Below are 22,506 nucleotides of genomic sequence, written 5' to 3'. Positions count from 1 at the left end.
GCGCGATGCCCGGAGAGTGGGATTCAGGCGAGGTCGTCGGCGATATAGGCGCGGATCACGTCGGCGAAATTTTTATCGCCCGACAGGCCGAGTTGCTCCGCGCGCGCCGTATTCCACGCGCCCGGCCAACTGCACACGATCTTCTCGATGCGTTCGTCGCGCTGCCAGTCGATGCGCTGCACGACTTCGTCGCCCGCCACTTCGCGCAGCGCCGCGACCATCTCGTTCACGCTGACCGACAGCCCCGGCAGATTGATGACTGGCCGCAAGCCGAGCTTTTCGCGCTCGATTTCGCAGCCGGCGATCAGCGCCTCGACCGCGCTTTTCGGCGACAGCAGCCACAGACGCGTTTCGCCATCGACGGGACACGTCGAACGCTCGCCGTTCAGCGGCTCGCGGATGATGCCGCTCGCGAACGACGACGCCGCCGCGTTGGGCTTGCCGGGGCGCACGCTGATCGTCGGCAGGCGCAGCACGCGGCCATCGACGAAACCGCGCCGCGCGTAATCGGAGAGCAGCAGCTCGGCGATCGCCTTTTGCGTTCCGTACGACGATTGCGGATTCAGCGCGGTGTCGTCCTGCACGACGTCGGGCAGCGCGCCGCCGTACACCGCGACCGAACTCGTGAACACGACGCGCGGCTTGTGGCCCGCCGCGCGGCACACTTCGAGCAGCGCGCGCGACGCGTCGAGGTTGATCTTCATGCCGAGATCGAAATCCGCTTCGGCCTGGCCGCTCACGATCGCAGCGAGATGGAAGATGGCTTCCGTCCCCGTGTCGACGTGGCGTTGCAGCACCGCCGGGTCGGAGATGTCGCCGGTTTCGGCGCGCACGCGTTTGTCGTTCAGCAGGCTGTCGTCTTGCGGACGCGCTACGTCGAGCAGCACCAGTTCCGTGATCGGCTTGCCATTGAGCTCGTTGCGCGCGAGCAGCCGCTTTGCGAGTCGCTGACCGATGAAGCCCGCGCCGCCCGTGATGAGTATCTTCATGTGGTCGCTTCCGTTTTTACAGATAAGGTTTGAGCCAGCCGAGACCTTCCGACGTGCCGGCCTTCGGTTTGTATTCGCAGCCGATGAAGCCCTCGTAGCCAAGCGAATCGATCAGTTCGAAGAGATACGGATAGTTCAATTCGCCGATGCCCGGTTCGTGGCGCTCCGGCACGCCCGCAATCTGGATATGGCCGATGCCCGCATTCGGGCGCTTCATGTCGCGCTTAAGCTTCATCGCGATGTCGCCTTCCACGATCTGGCAGTGATAGATGTCGAATTGCACTTTTAAATTCGGCGCATTGATCTCATCGCAGATTTGCTGTGCTTCGTCTTGGCGGTTCAGGAAGAAACCGGGTATGTCGCGGGTGTTGATCGGCTCGATCACGATCGTTATGCCCGCTTTCTGCGCTTCTTTTGCCGCGTATTCGAGGTTCTTCAGATACACCGCGCGATGTTGCTCTCTGTTCTGATCTTTTGCGATCAGGCCGGCCATGACGTGCAGTTTCTCGTTGCCCAGCACGGCGGTGTATTCGAGTCCCTTTGCGACGCTCTGCTTGAACTCTTCCTCGCGGCCCGGTAACGAGGCGATGCCGCGTTCGCCCTTCGCCCAGTCGCCCGGCGGGGCGTTGAACAACGCCTGCGTCAAGCCATTGTCCGTTAAGCGCTGCTTGATTTCGTTCGCTTCAAAGTCGTAAGGGAACAGGAATTCCACCGCCTTGAAACCATCCTTCGCCGCTGCGGCGAAGCGGTCCAGGAAAGCGTGCTCGGGGTACATCATCGTCAGGTTTGCTGCGAATCTTGGCATTTGCTTGTGCTCCGTCTGTTCCGGTTTCGAATGCGCTTGCTTCCATGGAATCCTGTGTTCGAGTCGGTCTATTCGCGTTGCCCCTGTGCGGGGCGGCACTTACTTTCTTTGCTGCTGCAAAGAAAGTAAGCAAAGAAAGCAGCTTTTCAGGCCCGCGGTCACACGCAATTTGGGTAGTACTCTCGTCCACCGTGGCACTCGCCTAAAGAGTGCCCTCATAGGCCCCATCGGGCCTGGCTCGCGCACGGTCCGACCAGCTAGTCCGTTTCGCGCGCTGGTTCAGCACGAAACGGCTCCAGCCCGCTTCGCGGCCGATCGGTCAGTCGGCTCTGTGTTACCAGCGCGCGCCGAACGTCTTCTTCAATTCCTCTATCGCTTCTTCCGCCAACGGCTCCGGACGCGGCATCGTCGATAGATACAGCCGCGCCGTCTCCTCCAACTCCTCCAACGCATAGCTCGCGTGCGACACAGACTTCTCCCACACCACCGGCCCCAACCGCTCCAGCAACACCGCCCTCACGCGCGACGCCAACGCCGCCACTTCCTCCGCCACCGACTCGTCGCCCGGTCGGCGGTACGCTATCAGCGGAACATGGCCCACCTTCATCACGTAATACGGCGTGATCGGCGGCAATACATCGTCGTTCTTCCACACGCCCGCCAACGTCAGCGCCACCAGATGCGTCGAATGCGTATGCACCACGCCGCGCGCGTTCGCATCGTTTTCGTAGATCCGGCGATGCAGCGCCAACGTCTTCGACGGACGTCCGCCCGATACGTGATTGCCTCGCGCATCCACCTTCGCAATATCGTTCGGATCGAGGCGGCCCAGGCACGCATCCGTCGGCGTGATCAGCCAGCCATCGTCGAGCCGCGCGCTGATGTTGCCCGCGCTGCCCACCGTATATCGGCGCTCGTACAGGCTTCTGCCCGTCACGCAGATCTCTTCGCGAATAGCGTTCTCGTTCGATGCCATCACAGTGCCTTCAACGCCTTTTCAAAGAAATCGGTCGTGCCGAAATTGCCGGACTTGAGCGCCAGGCCCAGCGCCCCGCTTCCATCCGCGCCGATCGATTGCGTCGCCGGCACGCCCGGATCGATCTGCGGCCCGATGCGCAACGAACGCACGTCCAGCGCCTGCACCACCGCGCCCGACGTTTCGCCGCCCGCCACGACGAATTTGGCGCAGCCGTCATCGCGCAATGTCCGGGCTATCGACGCAAGCGCGTCTTCCACCAGATGCCCCGCCTTCTCGACGCCCAGTTCCTTCTGCACCGCCTTCACTTCTTCCGGCGATGACGTCGCGTAAATCAGCACCGGCTCGTCATGCTGGCGCGCGAATTCGACCGCGCTCTGCACGACCGGCTCGCCGCGCGACAACGCCATCGGATCGACGCGAAACGCCGGCTTCGATTCGCGCCAGTGCGCAACCTGCGCGTTCGTCGCCTTCGATGCACTCCCCGCCAGCACCACCGCTTTGCCCTCGATCGTCGGCAAATCGGCGGCGTGCTCCGCGTGCGCCAGCAGATTCGCCGCGCGGAAATTCTGCGGCAATCCAAGCGCGATGCCCGAGCCGCCCGTAATCAGCTTCACATCGCGGCATGCGTCGCCGAGCACGTACAAGTCCGCGTCCGAAACGGCATCCGCGATCGCGAGGCGCACGCCGTCCTTCTTCAATTCATCGATGCGCGCGCGGATCGCGTCCGCCCCCTTCGCAATCGTGTCGTAACGAATGAGCCCGACCTTCGATTTCGTCTGACGCTGCAAGACGCGCACGAGGTTCGGATCGGTCATCGGCGTGAGCGGATGATTCTCCATGCCCGATTCGTTCAGCAACACATCGCCGACGAACAGGTTGCCGCGAAAAATCGTGCGCCCATTCTCGGGAAACGCCGGGCACGCAATCGTGAAATCGTCCTTCAGCGCGTCGAGCAACGCGTCCGCGACCGGGCCGATGTTGCCCTTGTCGGTCGAATCGAACGTCGAGCAATATTTGAAGAAGAACTGGCGGCAGCCCTGCGCGCGCAGCCATTCGAGCGCATCGAGCGACTGGCGCATGGCGTCGTCGGCGGGAATCGTGCGCGACTTCAGCGCGACGACGATCGCGTCCGCCTCGATCCGCGCGCTCGCTTCCGGCACGCCGATGGTCTGCACCGTGCGCATGCCGCCGCGCACGAGCATGTTGGCGAGATCGGTCGCGCCGGTGAAATCGTCGGCGATACAGCCGAGCAGTGCCTGCGCCGCTTGCGTCATTGCTTCGCTCCCTTCGGAATGTCGATGCCCGGAAAAATCTTGATGACCGCGGAATCGTCCTCGCCGCCGTGTCCGGCCGTGGACGCCATCATGAACATCTGATGCGCCGCCGCCGACAGCGGCAACGGAAATTTCGACGTGCGCGCCGTGTCGAGCACGAGGCCCAAGTCCTTAACGAAAATATCGACGGCGGAAAGCGGTGTGTAATCGCCCGAAAGAATGTGCGGCACGCGATTCTCGAACATCCACGAATTGCCCGCGCTGTGGGTGATGACGTCGTAAAGCGCATCCGGATCGACGCCTTCGCGCAGACCGAGCGCCATCGCTTCGGCCGCCGCCGCGATATGCACGCCCGCCAGCAACTGATTGATGATCTTCACCTTCGAGCCCGCGCCGTGGGCGTCGCCGAGCCGATAGACCTTGCCCGCGATCGCGTCGAGTACGTCCTCGCAGGCAGCGTAGGCGTCGGCGGGGCCGGAGGTCATCATCGTCATTTCGCCCGAGCTGGCTTTCGCCGCGCCGCCGGACAAGGGCGCGTCGAGCATGTGCACGCCCTTCTCGCCGATGCGCTTGCCGAGATCGGCGGCGAATTGCGGCGATACCGTCGCGCACGCGAGCACGACGCCGCCGGGTTTCATCGCTTCGACCGCGCCGGTTTCGCCGAACAGCACGGCTTCGGTCTGCGCCGCATTGACGACGACCGTCAGCACGACCGCGCACTTGCCGCCCAACTCGGCCGGCGACGCGCACGCGATGCCGCCTTCGGCCGCGAACGCATCGAGCACCGGCTGGCGCACGTCGCACGCATGCACGGCGAAGCCCGCCCGCAGCAACGAGCGCGCGACGCCCATGCCCATTGCGCCCAAACCGATCACTCCGACGTTTCGTGTCATCGCAGATTCCTTAACAGATGCCCGCTTCCGCCAGTCGGCGCGCGGCGTTGATGAGATGCGTCTGCGCGGCGTGGCGCGCGGCGTCGGGCTCGCGCGCGCGGATCGCCTCGACGATCGCCGCGTGCTCCTCGCGCACCTGACGCATGAAGTCCTCGCGCAGCGCCTCGTTGCCGCGCGTAACGAGCGTGCCCGCTTCCAGGTACTGGTTCAGAAACGTGAGGGTTTTCAGGAAGTACGGATTGCCGGTCGCGTTGGCGATTTCCCGATGGAACGCGACGTCCTCGGCGACGCCGTCGCGGCCATCGCGCACGGCTTCATCGATGGATGCGAGCGCGTCATCGATGGCGGCGAGTTGTTCGTCGGTACGCCGCTGCGCGGCTTCGGATGCCACTTCGGCCTCGATCGCCCGGCGCAGCGCGAGAATCTGCACGACCGCGCCGGGCTCGACCGCCTGCGCATAATCGATGCGCAACGGCCGAATCCCCGCGCGCTCGACGATGAATACGCCGCTGCCCTGACGCGGCTCGACCATGCCTTCGTTCTTCAGCCGCGAGATGGCTTCGCGAATGACCGTGCGGCTCACGCCGAATTCCTGCGCGAGCACCGCTTCGGTCGGCAGCTTGCCGGTCGCGGCGAAACTGCCGTTCTCGATCAGCTTTTGCAATTTTTGCGCGACGGTGTCGCTCAACGCGCGCGGCGGAATTTTCTCGAACATGCGACTCGATGCGCCTCGTCAGGTCATCGGGTCATCATACAAATTTTTACGATGGACGTGGACCGAGGAATAACCCTCGGTCATGGCTTACTGCGCGAGCGGCTCGTCGATGAGCGCGAGCGCGTCACGAATTTCGGAGACGTCGCCGGGGCGCACGAGGCGCGCGACTTCCTTGCCGCCGAGCATGAAGACGAGCGTCGGCCAGAGCTTTACGCGAAACGAACGTCCGAGCGGGCGGCCGCTGCCATCCTCGATCTTGATGTGCTGCACCGCGCGATGATCCTGAAATGCCTGCGCGATCAACGGTTGCGCGGCACGGCAGAAACCGCACCAGTCGGTGCCGAACTCGACGACCGTCGGGCCGGTGAGCGCGTCGATTTCCGTGCGATCCGGTGCGGTCTTCGCGTATTCGATGTTCATGCTCATGGCGTGCTTCCTTGTCTTTTGTTGTCGATGAAGCCAGCAGAAAACTTGCCCGATCTTACTGGCCGAAACCCGTCAGCCCGATGAGCGCGCCGCCCGCGAGCAGCCACAGCGGATGCAGCTTCGTCCGGTACGAGACGAGCGCGACGAGCGCCGTGATGGCCGCGAGCGTCCAGGTTCCATCGGATGCCTCGGCGATCAGCAACGCGCTCGCCGCGACGAGCCCGGCCGTGATCGGCACGAGCCCGAGCTGGATGAAGCGCCGCCACGGGCGATCCTTGAAGCGCTCCCACGCGTGCATCGCGGCGATCGTCACGAGCGACGACGGCCCGAACTTCGCGATCGACGTCACCAGCACGCCGGGCCAGCCGGCGACATGCCAGCCGATCAGCGTGACGACCATCATGTTCGGGCCCGGCGCGGCCTGCGCGAGCGCGAAGAGCGCGGAGAAATCGGCCTTCGACATCCATTCGTGAACCTGCACGACCTGACGCTGCATTTCCGGCAGGATCGAATTGCCGCCGCCGAACGCGAGCAGCGAGAGCTGACTGAAGATCGCCGCGAGCGAAAGCAGATCGTTTTTCATCGGCGGACTTTCCACGCGATCAGCACCGAAATCGGCGTGAAGACGAGCATCGTCGGCAGGAGCGGCGTGCGCAGGATCGCTATCGACGCGAACATCAGAAGCGCGACGATCGCCGTTTCCGGCTTCCGGCGCAGCGGCCACATGATCTTCGCCGCCATCGCGATGAGCAGGCCCGCCGCAGCCGCCGCGAGCCCCGCGAACAGATGCGCGATGCGCGGGTCCTGATGCGTGCGCTGATAGATCACGCCGAGCCCGATCACGATGAGCGACGGTCCGACAAGCAGCCCCAGCAAGCCCGCGAGCGCGCCCGGCACGCCGCGAAAGCGCATGCCGATTGCCACCGACAGATTGATCACGTTGCCGCCCGGCAGGAACTGACAGAGGCCGAGGAGATCGGTGAACGCGTCGGCGTCGAGCCATTTGCGGCGCTCGACGATCTCGCGCCGCGCGAGCGGCAGCGCGCCGCCGAACGCCGTCAGCCCGAGCGTCAGAAAGCCGATGAAGATTTCGGTGACCGTCGGCCGTGGCGCGTGGCCGTCGCCGGACATGACGCTCACGCGCGTGCCCGGCGCGCTTCGTAGGCTTTCAGATGCGCGTATGCGACCGCCAGCGCCGACAGCCCGGCGATTTGCGTGCGCCGCCGCGACAGCAGATCGCCGACGATGTGATCCGCCTCGATCGGCGCGCCGTTCTCGAGATCGCGCAGCATCGATGCGGTCATCGGCGAGCCGCGCTCCGAGAAGAACGCCCGCGCGCGCGTGACGACCGCCTCGCCCGGTGCGTGCGCGTTGTCGCCGGCGATGCCGCAGCATTCGTCGAAGAGCTGGAACAGCAGCGCCTCGCCGCCCGGCGCCGCGAGAATATCGCCGATGGGCGCGCGCATCAGGCAGGTGCCGGTCGCGAGCGTGGCGAGGAACACCCACTTGTCCCACATCGACTGAAGGATGTCTTCGCTCACGTTTAAATCGAAGCCCGCGCCGTCGAGTTGCGCGGCGATTGCGTCGATGCGCGCCGAGCGGCCGCCCGTGCGCTCGCCGATAGTCATCGAATGCATGTTGTTCAGATGCACGATCTCGCCTTCGGCGTCGAGCGTCGCGGCGATCACGCATTGGCCGCCGAGCACGTTCGCGGGATCGAAGCGCGCGTCGAGCGCGTCGAGATGGCCCATGCCGTTCAGGAGCGGCAGGATCGCGGTATCGGGACCGACGGCGGGCGCGAAGGAATCGATCGCGCCTTGCAGGTCGTAGGCCTTGCAGCTCAGGAGCACGAGATCGTAAGGGCCGTCGATGTCTTTCGCGAGCACCATCGGCGGACAGGCGAACGCGAGATCGCCTTCCGGGCTCTTCACTTTCAGGCCGCACTGACGCAGCCGCTCGGCGCGGCGCTCGCGCACGAGAAAGGTCACGTCGCGGCCCGCTTCGAGCAGCCGTGCACCGAAATATCCGCCGATGGCCCCCGCGCCCACTACCAGAATCCGCATGTCTCGCTCCTTTTCGCTGTATGAATCGTTCACGCCTGCCAGACGCCATAGCCCGCTTCGCGCAAGCCGATCGCCAGTTCCACTTCCATGTCGCGCGCGCCGTCGTAGGGCATCGGGTTGTACATCTCATACAGTTGCGGCAGGAGCCGCAGTCCGTATTCGCGGACGTAGCGATTCGACTGGATGCCGGCCTTGTGCTTGTCGAAGCGCACGTCGGGATCGATGCCCGTCATGCCCACGTAGACGAACGGCATGCCGATCACGTAATCCGGATTCGCGCGACGGAAACGCGCTTCGTTCCAGACCGTTCCGGACAGTTCGACGACGTAGACGGAGTAATGATGGCTGCGCGCGCGCCGGGCGGGCGGCATGTTTCGGATGGCCTTCGCGGCGTGCTCGTTGCGGGCGTCCATTCTATGACGGCGATGCTTTTGGCGCTCGATCGGACGGCGCGGCCCCTGCCGGATGCGTCTCAAAGTGGTAAATTCGGGCGGTCTGCGCTCGCGCAAAACGATCGGACATCGGCGCGGCCCATCGCGCCGCCGGTCGGAACCGGAGACGATCTCTCTCGCGCGGGCGCCGCCCCATCGACACGTTTTCATCCCGAAGCCGCGCGCCACGAGCCGCGCGACGCTTCGGTCATTCGGAGATCAAGCAATGAGCAAGCAAGCTATCGGCGTGGTAGGCCTCGCCGTCATGGGCCGCAACCTGGCCTTGAACATCGAGAGCCGCGGCCACGCCGTTTCGGTATTCAACCGCAGCCGCGCCAAAACCGACGAACTGATTGCCGAACATCCCGACAAGAAGCTCGTGCCGACCTACACGCTCGAAGAGTTCGTCGAGTCGCTCGAAAAGCCGCGCCGCATTCTGATGATGGTGAAGGCCGGCGCCGGCACCGACGAGACCATCGCTTCGCTGCGTCCGCTGCTGGAAAAGGGCGACATTCTCATCGACGGCGGCAACACGCATTTCACCGACACGATCCGCCGCAATCAGGATCTCGCGAAGTCGGGGCTGCATTTCATCGGCACGGGCGTGTCGGGCGGCGAGGAAGGCGCGCTCAAAGGCCCGTCGATCATGCCGGGCGGACAGAAGGAAGCGTACGAACTCGTCGCGCCGATCCTCACGGAAATCGCCGCGAAGGCGCCGGACGGCGAGCCGTGCGTCGCGTACATGGGCCCGGACGGCGCGGGCCATTTCGTGAAGATGGTGCACAACGGCATCGAATACGGCGACATGCAGTTGATCGCCGAGAGCTATGACGTGCTCAAGCGCGTCGCGGGTCTGTCGAACGAAGAGCTGGGCAAGGTGTATGTGGAGTGGAATCAGGGCGAACTGGACAGTTACCTGATCGAAATCACGTCGAAGATTTTCTCGAAGAAGGACGAGGAAACCGGCAAGGATCTCGTCGATGTGATTCTCGACCGCGCCGCGCAAAAGGGCACGGGCAAGTGGACGAGCCAGAACGCGCTGGACCTCGGCGCGCCGCTGCCTTTGATTACGGAAGCGGTGTTTGCGCGCGTGCTGTCGTCGCTGAAGACGCAGCGTGTGGCGGCGAGCAAGGTGCTGGCAGGCCCGACGCCGAAGTTCGACGGCGATCGCGCGGCGTTCGTCGAGTCGGTGCGGCGTGCGTTGTATCTGTCGAAGATCGTCTCGTATGCGCAAGGTTTTGCGCAGTTGCGCGCGGCGTCGGAAGAGTACAAGTGGGATCTGCATTACGGCGAGATCGCGAAGATTTTCCGGGCGGGCTGCATCATCCGCGCGCGCTTTTTGCAGAAGATCACCGATGCTTATGCTGCGAAGCCCGACCTCGCGAATCTGTTGCTCGATCCGTATTTCAGCGATATCGCGGCGAAGTATCAGGAAGCGCTGCGCGATGTCGTCGTGGCGGCCGTGAAGGCGGGGATTCCGGTGCCGGCGTTCTCGTCGGCGATTGCTTACTTCGATGCGTATCGGTCGGAGAGGTTGCCCGCGAACCTGGTGCAGGCGCAGCGCGATTTCTTCGGCGCGCATACGTTCGAACGCACGGATAAGGAAGGGAGTTTTCACGCGAATTGGACGTGAGGATCTGACTGAACAGATCGAGAGCATGAGACGCGGCTTCCTTTGGAAGCCGCGTTTTTTCTTGCAGCCAAGCTGCGAAACCTTCGATTCGCAATCGAGCGTTTGGCGCGCATTTCGGCTGAAGGCGAAGAAAGTGGGTATTCGACTAATTCTTCAGCCCCACCCACTCCCCATTCCGCCCCCCACTCCTCAACACCGCCTCCACGAACCGCAACCCCGCGACCCCATCCTCGACGGTCGTCAGCCAGTCATCCCCCTGCGTCGTCCCGCTCGCGATACACGCCGCCGCATCCGTATAAACCTGCGCGAACGCTTCCAGATACCCTTCCGGATGTCCCGCCGGCACGCGCGTCGCGTGCAGCGCTTCAGGACTTTGCACGCGCCCGCGCGTGATGCGCTCCGACGCGCCGCCTATCGGCGTGAACCACAATTCGTTCGGCTTCTGCTGATCGAACGCAATGCCCGCCTTCGTCCCATACACGCGCAATCGCAACGCGTTCTCCTCGCCGGCCGCGACCTGACTCGCCCACAACATGCCACGCGCGCCGTTCTCGTAGCGCAACATCGCCTGAACATGATCGTCCACACGACGATTCGGCACGAACGTCGTCACATCGGCGGCAAGCTCGGATGGCCGCATCCCCGTCACGTATTCCGCAAGCTGATACGCGTGCGTGCCGATATCGCCGAGACATCCCGCCGGTCCAGCGAGCGCGGGATCGGTGCGCCATACGGCCTGCCGGTTCGCCTGCGTCTCGACAGGAAGAGACAGCCAGTCCTGCGCATACTCGATCTGCACCACGCGAATGTCGCCGAGCAAGCCGCGCTGTACCATTCCGCGCGCATGCCGCACGAGCGGATAACCCGTGTAGGTATAAGTCACCGCGAACACGCGATCCTTCTCGCGCGCGAGCTTCGCCAGCGCCTCGCCTTCATCGAGCGAAACGGCGAGCGGCTTGTCGCAAATCACGTGAATGCCCGCTTCGAGAAAAGCGGTCGCGATCGGCGCATGCAGATGATTCGGCGTGACGATCGCGACCGCCTCGATGCCGTCCGAGCGTCCAGCCTCGATGCGCGCCATCTCGCGAAAATCGTCGTAGCTGCGCGCGAGCCCGATCGCCGCGGCGCTCGATGCCGCGCGCCGCGCATCCGACGACAACGCGCCCGCGACGAGTTCATAGCGATCGTCGAGCCGTGCCGCAATGCGATGCACCGCGCCGATGAACGCGCCCTCGCCGCCGCCGACCATCCCCAACCGCACGCGATTCATCGCTTGTCTCCGGAATCGATGCCGAGCACGCCGCGCATCTGCTCGCGGCTCGCGCCGCTGCCCGCGAAGTCATCGAAGGCGCGCTCGGCCACGCGGATGATGTGATCGCGGATGAACACCGCGCCTTCGCGCGCGCCGTCTTCCGGATGCTTCAGCGCGCATTCCCATTCGAGCACGGCCCAGCCGCCGAAATCGTATTGCGCCATCTTCGAGAAGATCGCCTTGAAGTCGATCTGGCCATCGCCCAGCGAACGGAAGCGGCCGGCGCGATCGACCCATCCGGAATAGCCGCCGTACACGCCCTGTTTCCCGCTCGGCCGGAACTCGGCGTCCTTTACGTGAAACGCCTTGATGCGCGCGTGATAGATGTCGATGAACGCAAGGTAGTCGAGCTGCTGCAACATGAAGTGGCTCGGATCGAACAGGATGTTCGCGCGCGGATGATCGTCCACCGCCGCGAGAAAACGCTCGAACGTCACGCCGTCATGCAGGTCTTCGCCAGGATGAAGTTCGTAACACACGTCGATGCCCGCGCGATCGAACTCGTCGAGAATCGGACGCCAGCGGTTCGCAAGCTCTTCGAACGCGGCTTCGACGAGACCCGCCGGACGCTGCGGCCACGGATACACATACGGCCACGCGAGCGCGCCCGAAAACGTCACGTGCGCGTTCAAGCCGAGACGCTTCGACGCCGCCGCCGCGAGCTTCATTTGCGCGATCGCCCATTCGGTCCGCGCGGCCGGATCGCCCCGCACATGCGGCGCGGCGAAGCCATCGAACAGCGTGTCGTATGCGGGATGCACGGCGACCAGTTGCCCTTGCAGATGCGTCGACAACTCGGTGATCGCGACGCCCGCATCGTCGACGGTGCGGCGAATCTCATCGCAATACGCATCGCTCGATGCGGCCTTCTCCAGATCGATCAGACGCGGATCGGCAGGCACCTGTATGCCCTTGTAACCGAGCGACGCCGCCCACGACGCGAGATTCGCGAGCGTATCGAACGGCGCCTGATCGCCCATGAACTGTGCGAGAAATATCGCCGGGCCTTTGATGGTTTTCATCTTTCGCCTCCACAAAAAGAAGGCCGGATGAACGGCCTTCGCGCATCAGAACGGCGAGTTCGGGAAATAGAACTGCTTGGCGTTGTCCTTCGTGATGAGCACCGACGGGATGATCGTCGTCGGCGGCAGCTTGTCGCCCTTCAGGCGCGCGTCGGCGGTCAGCTTGATCGCGTCGTAGATGAACTTCGGCGAATACGAGACATCGGCCGGCACGCGCGCATCGCCGTCCATGATGCGCTTCACCGCTTCCTTCGATCCCGCACCGCCGAACACGATCTTGATGTCCGTGCGCTTCGCCTGATCGATCGCCTTCAGCACGCCGACCATCATGTCGTCATCCGCGGCCCACACGGCGTCGATATGCTTGAAGCGCGTGAGATAGTCCTGCATTACCTTGAACGCATCGTCGCGATTCCAGTTGGCGTATTTCGCATCGAGAATCTTGATGTCGGGATATTGCTTCAGCACGCCTTCGAAGGCGTTCCAGCGCTCGTTGTCGAGTGTCGTCGGAATGCCGCGTAGCGCGACGATATCGCCCTTGCCGTTCAACTGCTTCGCGAGAAACTCGGCGGGAATCTTGCCGAAAGCGGTGTTGTCGCCGGCGACGTACGCGTCCTGCGCGCTCGTGTCGGTCAGGCCGCGATCGACCACCGTCACATACACGCCTTTCTTCTTGACCTGCGCGACCGGTTGCGTGAGCGACGCCGATTCCTGCGGGAAGATCACGAGCGCATTGATCTTGTTGACCGTGACCAAATCCTGCAACTGGTTCGCCTGCTCGGGCGCGGTGCTCGCCGTCTTCACGATCACCTTCAGGTCGGGATGCGCCTTTTCCAGTTCCTTCTTCGCTTCGTTGGCCCACCACACGATGCCGCCCGTGAAGCCGTGATCGGCGGTCGGAATGGCGACGCCCAGCACGACCTTGTCGGCGGCGAATGCGGACGACGATGCAGCGGCGAACGCGCTCGCCGTCAACGTGAGCGCGCCGAGCGCGCGAAGCATTTTCTTCATGACGATGTCTCCTGTTTTATGACTATCAACGACGACCGCGCTGCAAGAATGCTACGAGGATGATGACGGCGCCCTGCACCGCCGCATTCAGATACACGCTGATGATGCTCGTGAGATTCAAAATGTTGTTGATGACCGAAAGCAGAATCGCGCCGATGACCGTGCCGATCACGCGCCCTTCGCCGCCCTTCAGCGCCGTGCCGCCGACCACGACGGACGCGATCGCTTCGAGTTCCCACAGGAGGCCCGTCGTCGGCGTGGCGGAGCCTAAGCGCGGCACATACAGAATCGTCGCGACGGCCACGCATAAACCGAGCAGCACATACGTGACGATCTTCACACGATCCACGCGAATCGCCGCATAACGCGCGACCTGTTCGTTCGATCCGATCGCCTGCACATGACGCCCGTACACCGTGCGATTGAGCACGAGCGCACCGCCCGCCGCCACGATCGCGAACACCCAGATCGGCACCGGAACATGCAGCAGACTCGCGTAATAAACCGGCCCGTAAAGATCGACGAGCGAGTTGTCGAGCGTGAGCGCGCCGCCATCCGCGAGCCATGTGAGCAGCGCGCGAAATATGCCGAGCGTGCCGAGCGTGACGATGAACGGCTCGATGCGCCCTTTCGTCACGAGCACGCCATGCGCGAAGCCGAACAGCGCGCCGAGCACGAGCGCGAGCACGATGCCGAGCGCGATGATCAGAAGCGGCGGCACCGCGTGGCCGTGAAAGCCCTGCATCAGCGCGTTCATCATGTAGATCATGCTGCCCGCGATGAGCGCGGCCATCGAACCGACCGACAGATCGATGCCGCCCGAGATGATGACGAAGGTCATCCCCACCGCGATGATGCCAATGAACGACGTGCGCGTGAGCACGTTCATCGCGTTGTCGACGGTGGCGAAATCGCCGTTGAGCAAGGTGCCGCCGATACACAGCGCGATCAGCCCGATGAGCGGCCCGACGCCGAACATGAAGCGCGCGACGGTGGAGAGACGGCTCTCGCTTTCGGTGTCTTCAGTGTGTGCCGGTCGCATGCGCGATCAACCTCTCTTCGGTCAAAAGATCCATGCCGAGTGTCGCGACGAGTTCGCCCGCGCGCATCACCGCGACGCGATGACACAAGCCGATCAGCTCGATCAGTTCGGACGAGATCACGATCACCGCGCGGCCTTCCGCGGCCAGCCGATGAATCAGGAAATAGATATCGCGTTTCGCGCCGACATCGACGCCGCGCGTGGGTTCGTCGAGCACGATCACGCGGGGATCGGGATTCAGGAACTTCGCGAGCGCGAGCTTCTGCTGATTGCCGCCCGACAGCATGCGCGCGCGTATCGACGCGTTGCCGGTGCGTATGCCGAAGTCCTTCACCGCCGCGTTCAGGGCTTCGCGTTCCGCGCGCGTATCGATGAGCGGATGCGCGTAGCGCTCCAGCGTCATCATCGTGAGATTGTCTTTCAGCGCCATGTCGACGTGAAGGCCGCGCCCCTTTCTGTCTTCGCTCAGATAAGTGAGGCCTTGCTGCATCGCTTCGCGCGGGCCTTTGAGCTTGACCGTTTTTCCGTCGATGACGACGCGCCCCGCACAGAGCGGACGCAGGCCGACGAGCGCTTCGAACAGCTCCGTGCGCCCCGCGCCGACGAGTCCCGCGAAGCCGAACACTTCGCCCTTGCGCACTGAAAAGCCGATGCCGTCGGCCCAGCCCGGCACCGATGCGCCTTCGACTTCGAACGCGACCGGCGCGTCGTCGGACAACGGCGGCTTGTCGGGGAACATGTCGGAGACTTCGCGGCCGACCATCAGATTGGCCATCTGCTGACGCGTCAGCTCGTCGGTCGGCGCGCGCGCGACGAAGCGGCCATCGCGCATCACGATCACTTCGTCGGTCACGCGTTCCACTTCGTCGAGCTTGTGCGAGATATAGACGATGGTCGTGCCCGCTTCCTTCAGACGCGCCATCAGGCCGAAGAGACGCTGCGTCTCCGATGGCGTCAACGTCGCGGTCGGTTCGTCCATGATGAGCAGGCGCGCGCTGCGCAACATCGCCTTCGCGATCTCGACGAGCTGCTTCTCCGCGACGATCAGATCGCGCACCTTCGTATCGGGATTCTTGTGCAGGCCGACGTCGTTCAACGCGGCGCGGGCATCGTCGCGCATCGCGGCTTCATCGAGGAAGAAGCCTTTCTTCAGCTCGTGCCCGAGGAACATGTTCTGCGTGATGCTCAAATGATCCGCGAGATTCAATTCCTGATGGATCAGCACGATGCCGGCATGTTCGGCATCGCGCGAACTCGCGAAGTCGCGCGCGCGTTCATCGACGAAAAGCTCGCCCGCGTTCGCACGCTCGTAGCCCGCGAGAATCTTCATCAGCGTGGACTTGCCCGCGCCGTTCTCGCCGAGCAATCCGTAGATGCGGCCCGGCGCGAGATCGAAGCTGACGCCGTGCAGCACGCGCACCGGCCCGAACTGCTTTTCGATGCCCTGAAAGCGCACGGCGAGGCTCATCGTCACGCGCTCCTTCTTCGAATCAGCCGATGCGGCAGCAGCACGCCCGGCACATCCGCGCGCGGGTCGCGCAGGCGCTTGAGCAGCAGGTCGGCTGCGGTTTCGCCGAGCAGTTGCATCGGCTGCGAAACGGTCGTGAGCGGCGGATCGACATGCGCGGCAACGGCGATATCGTCGAAGCCGACGACAGCGACATCGTCGGGCACTGAAAAGCCCGCGCCGCGAAAGCCGTTCATCACGCCGATGGCGAGCGTGTCCGACACGGCGAAGGCGGCCGTCGGACGCGCATCGCCCAACGATGCGAGTTGCGCGGCCGCGCGCTCGCCCGCGTCGTAATCGAGGCTGTCGAGTTCGATCAGCCACTCCGCGCGCGGCTCGATGCCGGCTTCGATCAACGCATCGCGATAGCCCGCGAGCCGCTGTCGTCCATACAGATAACCCTGACCCGAGTTGATGAGCGCAATGCGCCGATGCCCCTTCGCCGTCAGATAACGCACGACATCGCCCGCGGCCAGATGATTGTCGATGCCGACGTACGGCACGCCCGCCGCCGGATCGAACTCGCAGCACGCGACCCACGGCAGCGTCGACGCTTCTTCGGCGAGCGCTTTTTGCACGGCGGCGGGATCGAGACAGATGGCGCCATCGGCGCGGCGGCCGCGCAGCAGATCGAAATAGCTTCGCTCGCGCAACGGGTCCGCGCCGGTATCGCACAGCAGCATGAAGTAGCCGTTCTGACGCGCGACGCTGTCGATGCCGCGCACGATCGCCGCATAGAACGGATTGCCGAAGTCGGGGACCATCGTGAGGAGCAGGCGGCTTTCGGCCGTGCGCAGATTGCGCGCCAGCTCGTTGATGCGATAGCCGCTCGTCGCGACCGCTTCGAGCACTTTTTCGCGCGTCGTCTCGCGAACGTTCGTGTGTCCGTTGAGCACGCGCGATACGGTCGCGACCGACACGCCCGCGCGTTCAGCGACGTCGGCAATCGATACTTCTTCGCGTGGTCGAACCGTATCTGACATCGCTTTGCCGCGCGTCGCGATCGAGATGTAATGGATTACATTATTTGATCTTACGGGTCGCGAAGGCAACAGCAATCGACTAGGGAAAAACGCTTAAGGGCGGGCATGTCGATCTCGTGTCATGTTGCTCGTCGTTAGGTGTGAGCGTACCGAAGACGCTCGATAAATACACCAACTTCAAGGAGCGATCCACATGCGATTCATGATGCTGATGATTCCGCGCGGCTACGAAAGCGCCGAACCGGGCACGATGCCGAGCGCCGAAGCCGTCACCGCGATGATGAAATACAACGAGGAATTGCAGAAGGCCGGCGTGCTGCTCGCGCTCGACGGACTGCATCCGCCGTCGATGGGCGCGCGCGTCACGTTCGAAGGCGGCAAGCCGCGCGTCATCGACGGACCGTTCGCCGAAGCGAAGGAAGTGCTCGGCGGCTACTGGATGGTCCAGGTGAAGTCGCGCGAGGAAGCGATCGAATGGGCGAAGCGTTGCCCCGGATCGGATACGGAGATGATCGAAGTGCGGCAGGTCATGGAGATGGACGATTTCCCGCCGGACGTGCAGCAAGCCGCGGCGGGTTTCGATGACATGCAGAAGAACGCGAAGCGCTGACGCGAACGCCTACGCGATCGCTTCCAGCGCGAGCGCGATGCCCTGCCCGCCGCCGATGCACAGCGTCACGATCGCGCGCTTCACGCCGTCGCGGCGCATCGCGTGGGCGAGGCGCGTCGTCAGCACGGCGCCCGTCGCGCCGATCGGATGACCGTGCGCGATCGCGCCGCCTTCGACGTTGACGATGTCGTCGGGCACGCCGAGCGTTCGCGCCACCGCGATCGGCACCGCCGCGAACGCTTCGTTGATCTCGAAGCGCTCGACATCGCCGAGCGTCCATCCCGCGCGCTGCAACGCCTGCTGCACGGCGGGCACCGGACCGAGCCCGAACATCCCCGGCTCGACCGCCGCGACCCCGAACGCCGCCAGGCGCACGAACGGTTCGATGCCGCGCGCGTCCGCTTCGTTGCGGCTCGTCACGATCATCGCCGATGCGCCGCTGTTCAGCCCCGGCGCATTGCCGGCCGTAATCGTGCCGTTGGGACGGAATGCCGGACGCAATTTCGCCAGCGCCGCGAAATTCGTGTCGGGACGCGGCTGCTCATCGCGCGCAAACGCAACGGTTTCCTTGCCCGCCTTCACATCGACGCCGACGATTTCCGCATCGAACGCGCCGTCCTTCTGCGCCGCCGCAAACGACTGCTGCGAGCGCTCGGCCCAGCGATCCTGCGCCTCGCGCGTGATATCGAACTTCGACACGAGATCTTCCGTGTGCCAGCCCGAATGCTCGCCCGAGAACGCATCGACGAGACCGTCGCGCAGCAGGCTGTCGTAGATCTGCGCGTTGCCCATGCGATAACCGCGACGACCGCCATCGAGCAGATACGGCGCGCGGTCCATGTTCTCCATGCCGCCCGCGATGGCAAGCCGCGAGACGCCCGCCGCGATTTCCGTCGCCGCCGTCGCCACGGCCTGCGCGCCGGAGCCGCACACGCGATTGACCGTCAGCGCGGGCACGGAAACCGGCACGCCGCCGCCGACCGACGCCTGTCGCGCCGGATTCATGCGGTTGCCCGCCTGAATGACGTTGCCGAACACGACCGAATCCACCGATGACGGATCGAGCGCCGAACCCGCGCGCCGCAACGTTTCCGCGATGACGGCCGCGCCCAGATCGACGGCGGGCGTGTCCTTCAGCGAGCCGCCGAACGCGCCGATCGCCGTACGCACCGGATGACACAACACGATGTCCTGCGCAAACATGGCGAGCCTCCGATCAGCGCGGAATTCCGGTGAGGTAGATGGGGGCGTCGGTCGACAGCGATTGCTTGACCGCGCGCCCGGTGTCATCGACGAGCACTTCTTCCTGATTCTTCTCCACCGCCGCGAGCACTTCGCGCACGACATGTTCCGGCGTCGATTTCGGCGCGGTGACTTGCGCGGTCATGTCGGTATCGATGTAACCGGGATGCGCCGCCACGACGAGCGTGCCCTGCTCGCGCAATTCCTCGCGCAGGGCGTTCGTGGCCGCCCACGCCGCCGCCTTCGAGATGTGATACGCGCCGCCCGCCGGCAGCGAGACCCAGCTCAGCACCGAAAGAACGTTGATGACCGCACCGCCGCCGTTCTTCTTCAGCACGGGCGCGAATGCCTGCGTGAGCGCGATGGGGCCGAACGTGTTGATTTCGAGCAGATCGCGAATGCCTTGCGTCGATGCCGGATCGACGAGCAAGCCGCGCGTCGTCACGCCCGCGTTGTTGACGATCACTTGGACGTCGGTGTAGGTCGCCGCTGCTTCCGCGATGTCGGCGGCGTTCGTCACGTCGAGGCGGATCGCTTCGACGCCCGGAATGTCGACGCTCTTCGGATCGCGCGCGGCCGCATAAACCTTTGCCGCGCCCGCTTCGATCAACGACTTCGCAAATTGCTTGCCGAGCCCGCGATTGGCGCCGGTGACGAGTACCACTTTTCCTTTGACCTGCATGATCTGCTCCGCTTGATTGTGCATATGCACTAATGCCGATGAATAAAAGGCTCGCACGCGGCGAGCCAGCGCTTGATCAACTCACTCCATCGTCGTCAATTCGAACAGCGACTGGCGCAATGCCTTCGCGCGTTTCTCGCCGAACTTCGTTTCGAATTCCGCCTGCGCCGCGCGCCATTGCGCCGCTGCCTTCACGAGCGTTTCCTTGCCGGTTGCCGTGAGACGCAAGCCGACGGCGCGCGAACTCGCCGATTCCTGCGCCGCTTCGACGAGACCGTCGCGCTGCAAGGGCTTGAGCGCACGCACGAGCGTCGTGCGGTCCATCACCATCGAATCGGCGAGTTCGAGCATCTGCACGCCGGGCTTGCGCCCGATCGCCGCGAGAATCGTGAACTGCGCCGCCGTGATGCCCGCTACGCTCAAATGCCGCTCGTACATTTGCGACACATAACGCGCCGCCTGACGGATCGCAAAACAGTTGCAGTCGAGAGGAGAAGAGTTGGAAGTCATGCCACGCAGAATATTTGTGCATATGCACTTTGTCAAGCGGCGGGATTCAATCGGCCCGATAGCAGCGTCTCGCGGATGGTCGGGAATCGTCGCGCGCGGCGCGTCGGCGAAACGCCCGAAGCCGCCATGGGGTTGAGATCGCGGCGTATCGGGCCTATGCCGAAATCCGCATCGGACGCGCGACTAAACACCAAGACGCGCCGAAATTGGCTCCCTACATTTCGCTTGTCCGATGCCAGGGCGTTCCATTCGATTTCGATTTGCCAGATCAAAAAGGAGAGGGAAAACCATGCGCTTCCGTACCAGACCTTTGGCATGGCTCGTGGCGTGCGCCGCGGCCACGCTCGGCGCCGTGCCTTTTGCCGCGAGCGCCGACGAACTTCCGGTGAAAGTGGGTTTCGCCGCGCCGCTGACCGGCGCGAACGCGGGTTACGGGAAGGATCTCCAGAACGGCGTGCAGCTCGCGCTCGATGAAGCCAACGCGAAAAAGATCACGATCGGTGGCAAGACGGCCAAGTTCGAGATCCGCGCGGAAGACGATCAGGCCGATCCGCGCGTCGGCGTGCAGGCGGCGCAGAAGCTCGTCGACGATGGCGTGGTCGTCGTCGTCGGACACTTCAATTCGGGCACGACGCTGCCCGCATCGCCGATCTACAACAACGCCGGCATCCCGACGATCGATCCCGCCGCGACCAATCCGACCATCACGACGCGCGGCCTCGCGAACATGTTCACGGTGATTTCCAGCGACGCGCAGAACGCGGGCAACGCCGGCGTCTACGCGGTGACGACGACCAAGGCGAAGCGCATCGCGATCATCGACGATCGCACGGCCTTCGGTCAGGGCGAGGCCGACGAGTTCGAGAAGGCGGTGAAGGCGAAAGGCGGCACGATCGTCACGCGCGAATACAGCGACAATCAGACCGTCGATTTCAGCGCGCAACTGACGCGCATCAAGTCGACCAACGCGGATCTGATCTTCTTCGGCGGCCTCGACCGGCAGGCGGCGGCGGTCGTCAAGCGGATGAAGCAGCTCGGCATGAACGCGCAGTTCGTGGGCGGCGGCGGCGTGATGGACGCGGATTTCCTCAAGCTCGCCGGCGACGCCGCCGAGGGCGCGCAGGCGTGGGAATACGGCAGCCCGCTCGACAAGCTGCCCGAAGGCAAGGCATTCAGCGAGAAGTTCCAGAAGCGCTTCGGCGTCGCGATCCTGTCGTATGCGCCGTTCGGCTACGACGCCGCGTGGGCCGCGATCAACGCGATGCAGAAAGCCAATTCCATCGATCCGAACGTGTACCGGCCGGTGCTGAAGACCAACAAGTTCGACGGCATCACGGGGCCGATCGCGTTCGACGACAACGGCGCGTTGAAGAACGCATCGTCGACGCTGTATCAGGTGAAGAACGGGCAGTGGGAATCGGTCGTGACGAAGCACGGCATGTGATCGAAACGCTTCGCGCGGCCGCCCGCGCGAAGCGTTTCAATTCGTGGGCGAATCGCTCGGGCGCGGCAACGTCGCGATGAAACGTTCGAGATGCTCGTTGCATTCGATGACCGCTGAAAGACGCACTTCTCTCATCTGCCGGTCGTGCTCGTTGATCACCGCAGTGAGCCGCGGCACCGCAGTCGCGGGAAGGCGCCAGTCGCCGACCGTCAGGCCGCGGTCGAGCAACGCGAGCACGTCGCCCTGCACTTCATCGAGCGTCGCGCGGTCCAGAATGCCGAAGCCCGCCTCGGTCAAGAGTCCCGACAGCAGCACGGCCTGCGCGATGCACTGCGCCTCGATCAGACTCGCCCGGCCACGCTTGACCGATTCGAGTGCGATCCGGCATTGAAGGATGACTTTGTCCGCCTCGACGCGCGGCATCGGCAGCCAGTAGATTCTGGCGTTCCGGTCTCGCGACGGTTTCGGGAGCCTTCGTATTTTCGTGTTCGACATCGTCTCGACTCCTCGTGGCGTTCAATCGACAAGCAGAAGACAAGCCAGCGAAACGAAACACAGAAGCGCGCTGAGACAGAAGAACCGGTCGGATTTCGCCAGCGGTCCACGCGGCGTCTGCGGCAAGGGCGCGTCGTCCCGGATGATTCTCAAGACCGCGACGTACTCCACGATCGAACAGCAAAGCATGACCGCCGCTGCGAGCAGGAAAGCAACAACCAGAATGTTGATCGACATAACTTCATGCACCCCCGATAGTGGTCGCAATGGTCCGGCGCGCCATGTCAAGAAGTGAAACGCGATTCACGCGCACATGACGTCCGACTGTTCCGGTCAGCGCATCATTCGCGCTTGTCGCGGAACATGAAACGCATCCTAGCCGCTCGAATCTTTCACGGCGCTATCGCGCGTGCTACGCATATCTAATTATTGTCACCG

At 64.0% G+C, this 22,506-nt stretch carries 26 protein-coding genes; 3 read left to right on the top strand and 23 right to left on the bottom strand.

Annotated elements, in window-relative coordinates:
- Positions 1–23 precede the first annotated feature (23 nt).
- From denD to NCR93_RS14050, 11 genes are all read right to left on the bottom strand, one after another.
- Positions 24–989, bottom strand: coding sequence for a D-erythronate dehydrogenase (denD, locus tag NCR93_RS14100; RefSeq protein WP_008354091.1), 966 nt, complete (start codon positions 987–989; stop codon positions 24–26).
- A gap of 16 nt (positions 990–1,005) precedes the next feature.
- Positions 1,006–1,794, bottom strand: a complete 789-nt coding sequence (otnI, locus tag NCR93_RS14095; protein ID WP_008354092.1) for a 2-oxo-tetronate isomerase — start codon at positions 1,792–1,794, stop codon at positions 1,006–1,008.
- Positions 1,795–2,128: 334 nt separating this feature from the next.
- Positions 2,129–2,770: a 3-oxo-tetronate 4-phosphate decarboxylase gene (gene otnC / locus NCR93_RS14090; protein ID WP_175982946.1), complete on the bottom strand. Its 642-nt coding sequence runs from the start codon at positions 2,768–2,770 to the stop codon at positions 2,129–2,131.
- Positions 2,770–4,047 (bottom strand): 3-oxo-tetronate kinase, encoded by a 1,278-nt coding sequence (gene otnK / locus NCR93_RS14085; protein WP_175982945.1) that lies wholly within the window; start codon positions 4,045–4,047, stop codon positions 2,770–2,772. The genes otnC and otnK overlap by 1 nt, the downstream gene beginning before the upstream one ends.
- The gene (gene ltnD, locus NCR93_RS14080; RefSeq protein WP_008354095.1) at positions 4,044–4,940 is read right to left on the bottom strand and encodes an L-threonate dehydrogenase; all 897 of its coding nucleotides are present in this window, start codon (positions 4,938–4,940) and stop codon (positions 4,044–4,046) included. Before ltnD ends, otnK begins: the two co-directional genes overlap by 4 nt.
- Positions 4,941–4,950: 10 nt before the next feature.
- The gene (locus NCR93_RS14075) at positions 4,951–5,655 is read right to left on the bottom strand and encodes a FadR/GntR family transcriptional regulator (protein ID WP_175982944.1); all 705 of its coding nucleotides are present in this window, start codon (positions 5,653–5,655) and stop codon (positions 4,951–4,953) included.
- A gap of 87 nt (positions 5,656–5,742) precedes the next feature.
- On the bottom strand, positions 5,743–6,081 hold the full coding sequence (locus tag NCR93_RS14070) for a thioredoxin family protein (protein WP_008354098.1): 339 nt from the start codon (positions 6,079–6,081) through the stop codon (positions 5,743–5,745).
- Between the two features lie 55 nt (positions 6,082–6,136).
- Positions 6,137–6,664 (bottom strand): chromate transporter, encoded by a 528-nt coding sequence (locus tag NCR93_RS14065; protein WP_175982943.1) that lies wholly within the window; start codon positions 6,662–6,664, stop codon positions 6,137–6,139.
- Positions 6,661–7,212, bottom strand: coding sequence for a chromate transporter (locus tag NCR93_RS14060; protein ID WP_175982967.1), 552 nt, complete (start codon positions 7,210–7,212; stop codon positions 6,661–6,663). Before NCR93_RS14060 ends, NCR93_RS14065 begins: the two co-directional genes overlap by 4 nt.
- Positions 7,213–7,217: 5 nt before the next feature.
- On the bottom strand, positions 7,218–8,144 hold the full coding sequence (panE, locus tag NCR93_RS14055; protein ID WP_008354101.1) for a 2-dehydropantoate 2-reductase: 927 nt from the start codon (positions 8,142–8,144) through the stop codon (positions 7,218–7,220).
- 29 nt (positions 8,145–8,173) lie between these two features.
- Positions 8,174–8,515, bottom strand: a complete 342-nt coding sequence (locus NCR93_RS14050; protein WP_033536684.1) for a hypothetical protein — start codon at positions 8,513–8,515, stop codon at positions 8,174–8,176.
- 286 nt (positions 8,516–8,801) lie between these two features.
- Here NCR93_RS14050 and gnd point away from each other — a divergent pair, with 286 nt between their 5' ends.
- Positions 8,802–10,208: an NADP-dependent phosphogluconate dehydrogenase gene (gene gnd, locus NCR93_RS14045; protein ID WP_175982942.1), complete on the top strand. Its 1,407-nt coding sequence runs from the start codon at positions 8,802–8,804 to the stop codon at positions 10,206–10,208.
- Between the two features lie 145 nt (positions 10,209–10,353).
- On the opposite strand, the gene NCR93_RS14040 is transcribed toward gnd, so the two are convergent.
- The 6 genes from NCR93_RS14040 to NCR93_RS14015 are packed head-to-tail and all read right to left on the bottom strand — an operon-like array spanning position 10,354 to position 17,085.
- Positions 10,354–11,478, bottom strand: coding sequence for a Gfo/Idh/MocA family protein (locus NCR93_RS14040; protein ID WP_175982941.1), 1,125 nt, complete (start codon positions 11,476–11,478; stop codon positions 10,354–10,356).
- A complete protein-coding gene (locus tag NCR93_RS14035) occupies positions 11,475–12,542 on the bottom strand; it encodes a sugar phosphate isomerase/epimerase family protein (RefSeq protein ID WP_008354106.1) in 1,068 nt (355 codons plus the stop codon). Before NCR93_RS14035 ends, NCR93_RS14040 begins: the two co-directional genes overlap by 4 nt.
- Before the next feature lie 45 nt (positions 12,543–12,587).
- The gene (locus NCR93_RS14030; protein WP_175982940.1) at positions 12,588–13,553 is read right to left on the bottom strand and encodes a substrate-binding domain-containing protein; all 966 of its coding nucleotides are present in this window, start codon (positions 13,551–13,553) and stop codon (positions 12,588–12,590) included.
- Between the two features lie 25 nt (positions 13,554–13,578).
- On the bottom strand, positions 13,579–14,595 hold the full coding sequence (locus NCR93_RS14025; protein WP_008354108.1) for an ABC transporter permease: 1,017 nt from the start codon (positions 14,593–14,595) through the stop codon (positions 13,579–13,581).
- Complete coding sequence (locus tag NCR93_RS14020; protein WP_175982939.1) at positions 14,576–16,063, bottom strand: sugar ABC transporter ATP-binding protein; 1,488 nt, start codon at positions 16,061–16,063, stop codon at positions 14,576–14,578. The genes NCR93_RS14025 and NCR93_RS14020 overlap by 20 nt, the downstream gene beginning before the upstream one ends.
- A gap of 2 nt (positions 16,064–16,065) precedes the next feature.
- The gene (locus tag NCR93_RS14015) at positions 16,066–17,085 is read right to left on the bottom strand and encodes a LacI family DNA-binding transcriptional regulator (protein ID WP_175982938.1); all 1,020 of its coding nucleotides are present in this window, start codon (positions 17,083–17,085) and stop codon (positions 16,066–16,068) included.
- Between the two features lie 193 nt (positions 17,086–17,278).
- On the opposite strand from NCR93_RS14015, the gene NCR93_RS14010 reads away from it, so the two are divergent.
- Positions 17,279–17,695: a YciI family protein gene (locus NCR93_RS14010; protein WP_175982937.1), complete on the top strand. Its 417-nt coding sequence runs from the start codon at positions 17,279–17,281 to the stop codon at positions 17,693–17,695.
- Positions 17,696–17,704: 9 nt separating this feature from the next.
- On the opposite strand, the gene NCR93_RS14005 is transcribed toward NCR93_RS14010, so the two are convergent.
- The 4 genes from NCR93_RS14005 to NCR93_RS13990 all read right to left on the bottom strand — a co-directional run bounded on the left by NCR93_RS14005 (position 17,705) and on the right by NCR93_RS13990 (position 20,446).
- Positions 17,705–18,898, bottom strand: coding sequence for a thiolase family protein (locus tag NCR93_RS14005; protein ID WP_175982936.1), 1,194 nt, complete (start codon positions 18,896–18,898; stop codon positions 17,705–17,707).
- Between the two features lie 13 nt (positions 18,899–18,911).
- Entirely contained in the window at positions 18,912–19,619 is a 708-nt protein-coding gene (locus NCR93_RS14000) for an SDR family oxidoreductase (RefSeq protein ID WP_033536683.1), read from the bottom strand.
- Between the two features lie 81 nt (positions 19,620–19,700).
- A complete protein-coding gene (locus NCR93_RS13995; protein WP_033536665.1) occupies positions 19,701–20,129 on the bottom strand; it encodes a MarR family winged helix-turn-helix transcriptional regulator in 429 nt (142 codons plus the stop codon).
- 32 nt (positions 20,130–20,161) lie between these two features.
- Positions 20,162–20,446, bottom strand: coding sequence for a hypothetical protein (locus NCR93_RS13990; RefSeq protein ID WP_175982935.1), 285 nt, complete (start codon positions 20,444–20,446; stop codon positions 20,162–20,164).
- Here NCR93_RS13990 and NCR93_RS13985 point away from each other — a divergent pair.
- Positions 20,419–21,573: a branched-chain amino acid ABC transporter substrate-binding protein gene (locus tag NCR93_RS13985; protein ID WP_008354116.1), complete on the top strand. Its 1,155-nt coding sequence runs from the start codon at positions 20,419–20,421 to the stop codon at positions 21,571–21,573. The genes NCR93_RS13990 and NCR93_RS13985 overlap by 28 nt on opposite strands.
- A 36-nt stretch (positions 21,574–21,609) precedes the next feature.
- On the opposite strand, the gene NCR93_RS13980 is transcribed toward NCR93_RS13985, so the two are convergent.
- Both NCR93_RS13980 and NCR93_RS13975 read right to left on the bottom strand, forming a co-directional pair.
- Positions 21,610–22,068 carry a Fis family transcriptional regulator gene (locus tag NCR93_RS13980; RefSeq protein ID WP_239295578.1) on the bottom strand — a complete coding sequence of 153 codons (459 nt, stop codon included), beginning with the start codon at positions 22,066–22,068 and terminating at the stop codon, positions 21,610–21,612.
- Positions 22,069–22,089: 21 nt separating this feature from the next.
- Positions 22,090–22,305, bottom strand: coding sequence for a hypothetical protein (locus tag NCR93_RS13975; protein WP_008354118.1), 216 nt, complete (start codon positions 22,303–22,305; stop codon positions 22,090–22,092).
- Between the last annotated feature and the right edge of the window lie 201 nt (positions 22,306–22,506).

It is taken from the genome of Caballeronia sp. ATUFL_F1_KS39 (assembly GCF_023630985.1).
Lineage (GTDB): Bacteria > Pseudomonadota > Gammaproteobacteria > Burkholderiales > Burkholderiaceae > Caballeronia > Caballeronia zhejiangensis.
The sequence above is the reverse complement of the archived record's forward strand: the minus strand, read 5'-3'. Positions and strand labels throughout refer to the sequence as shown.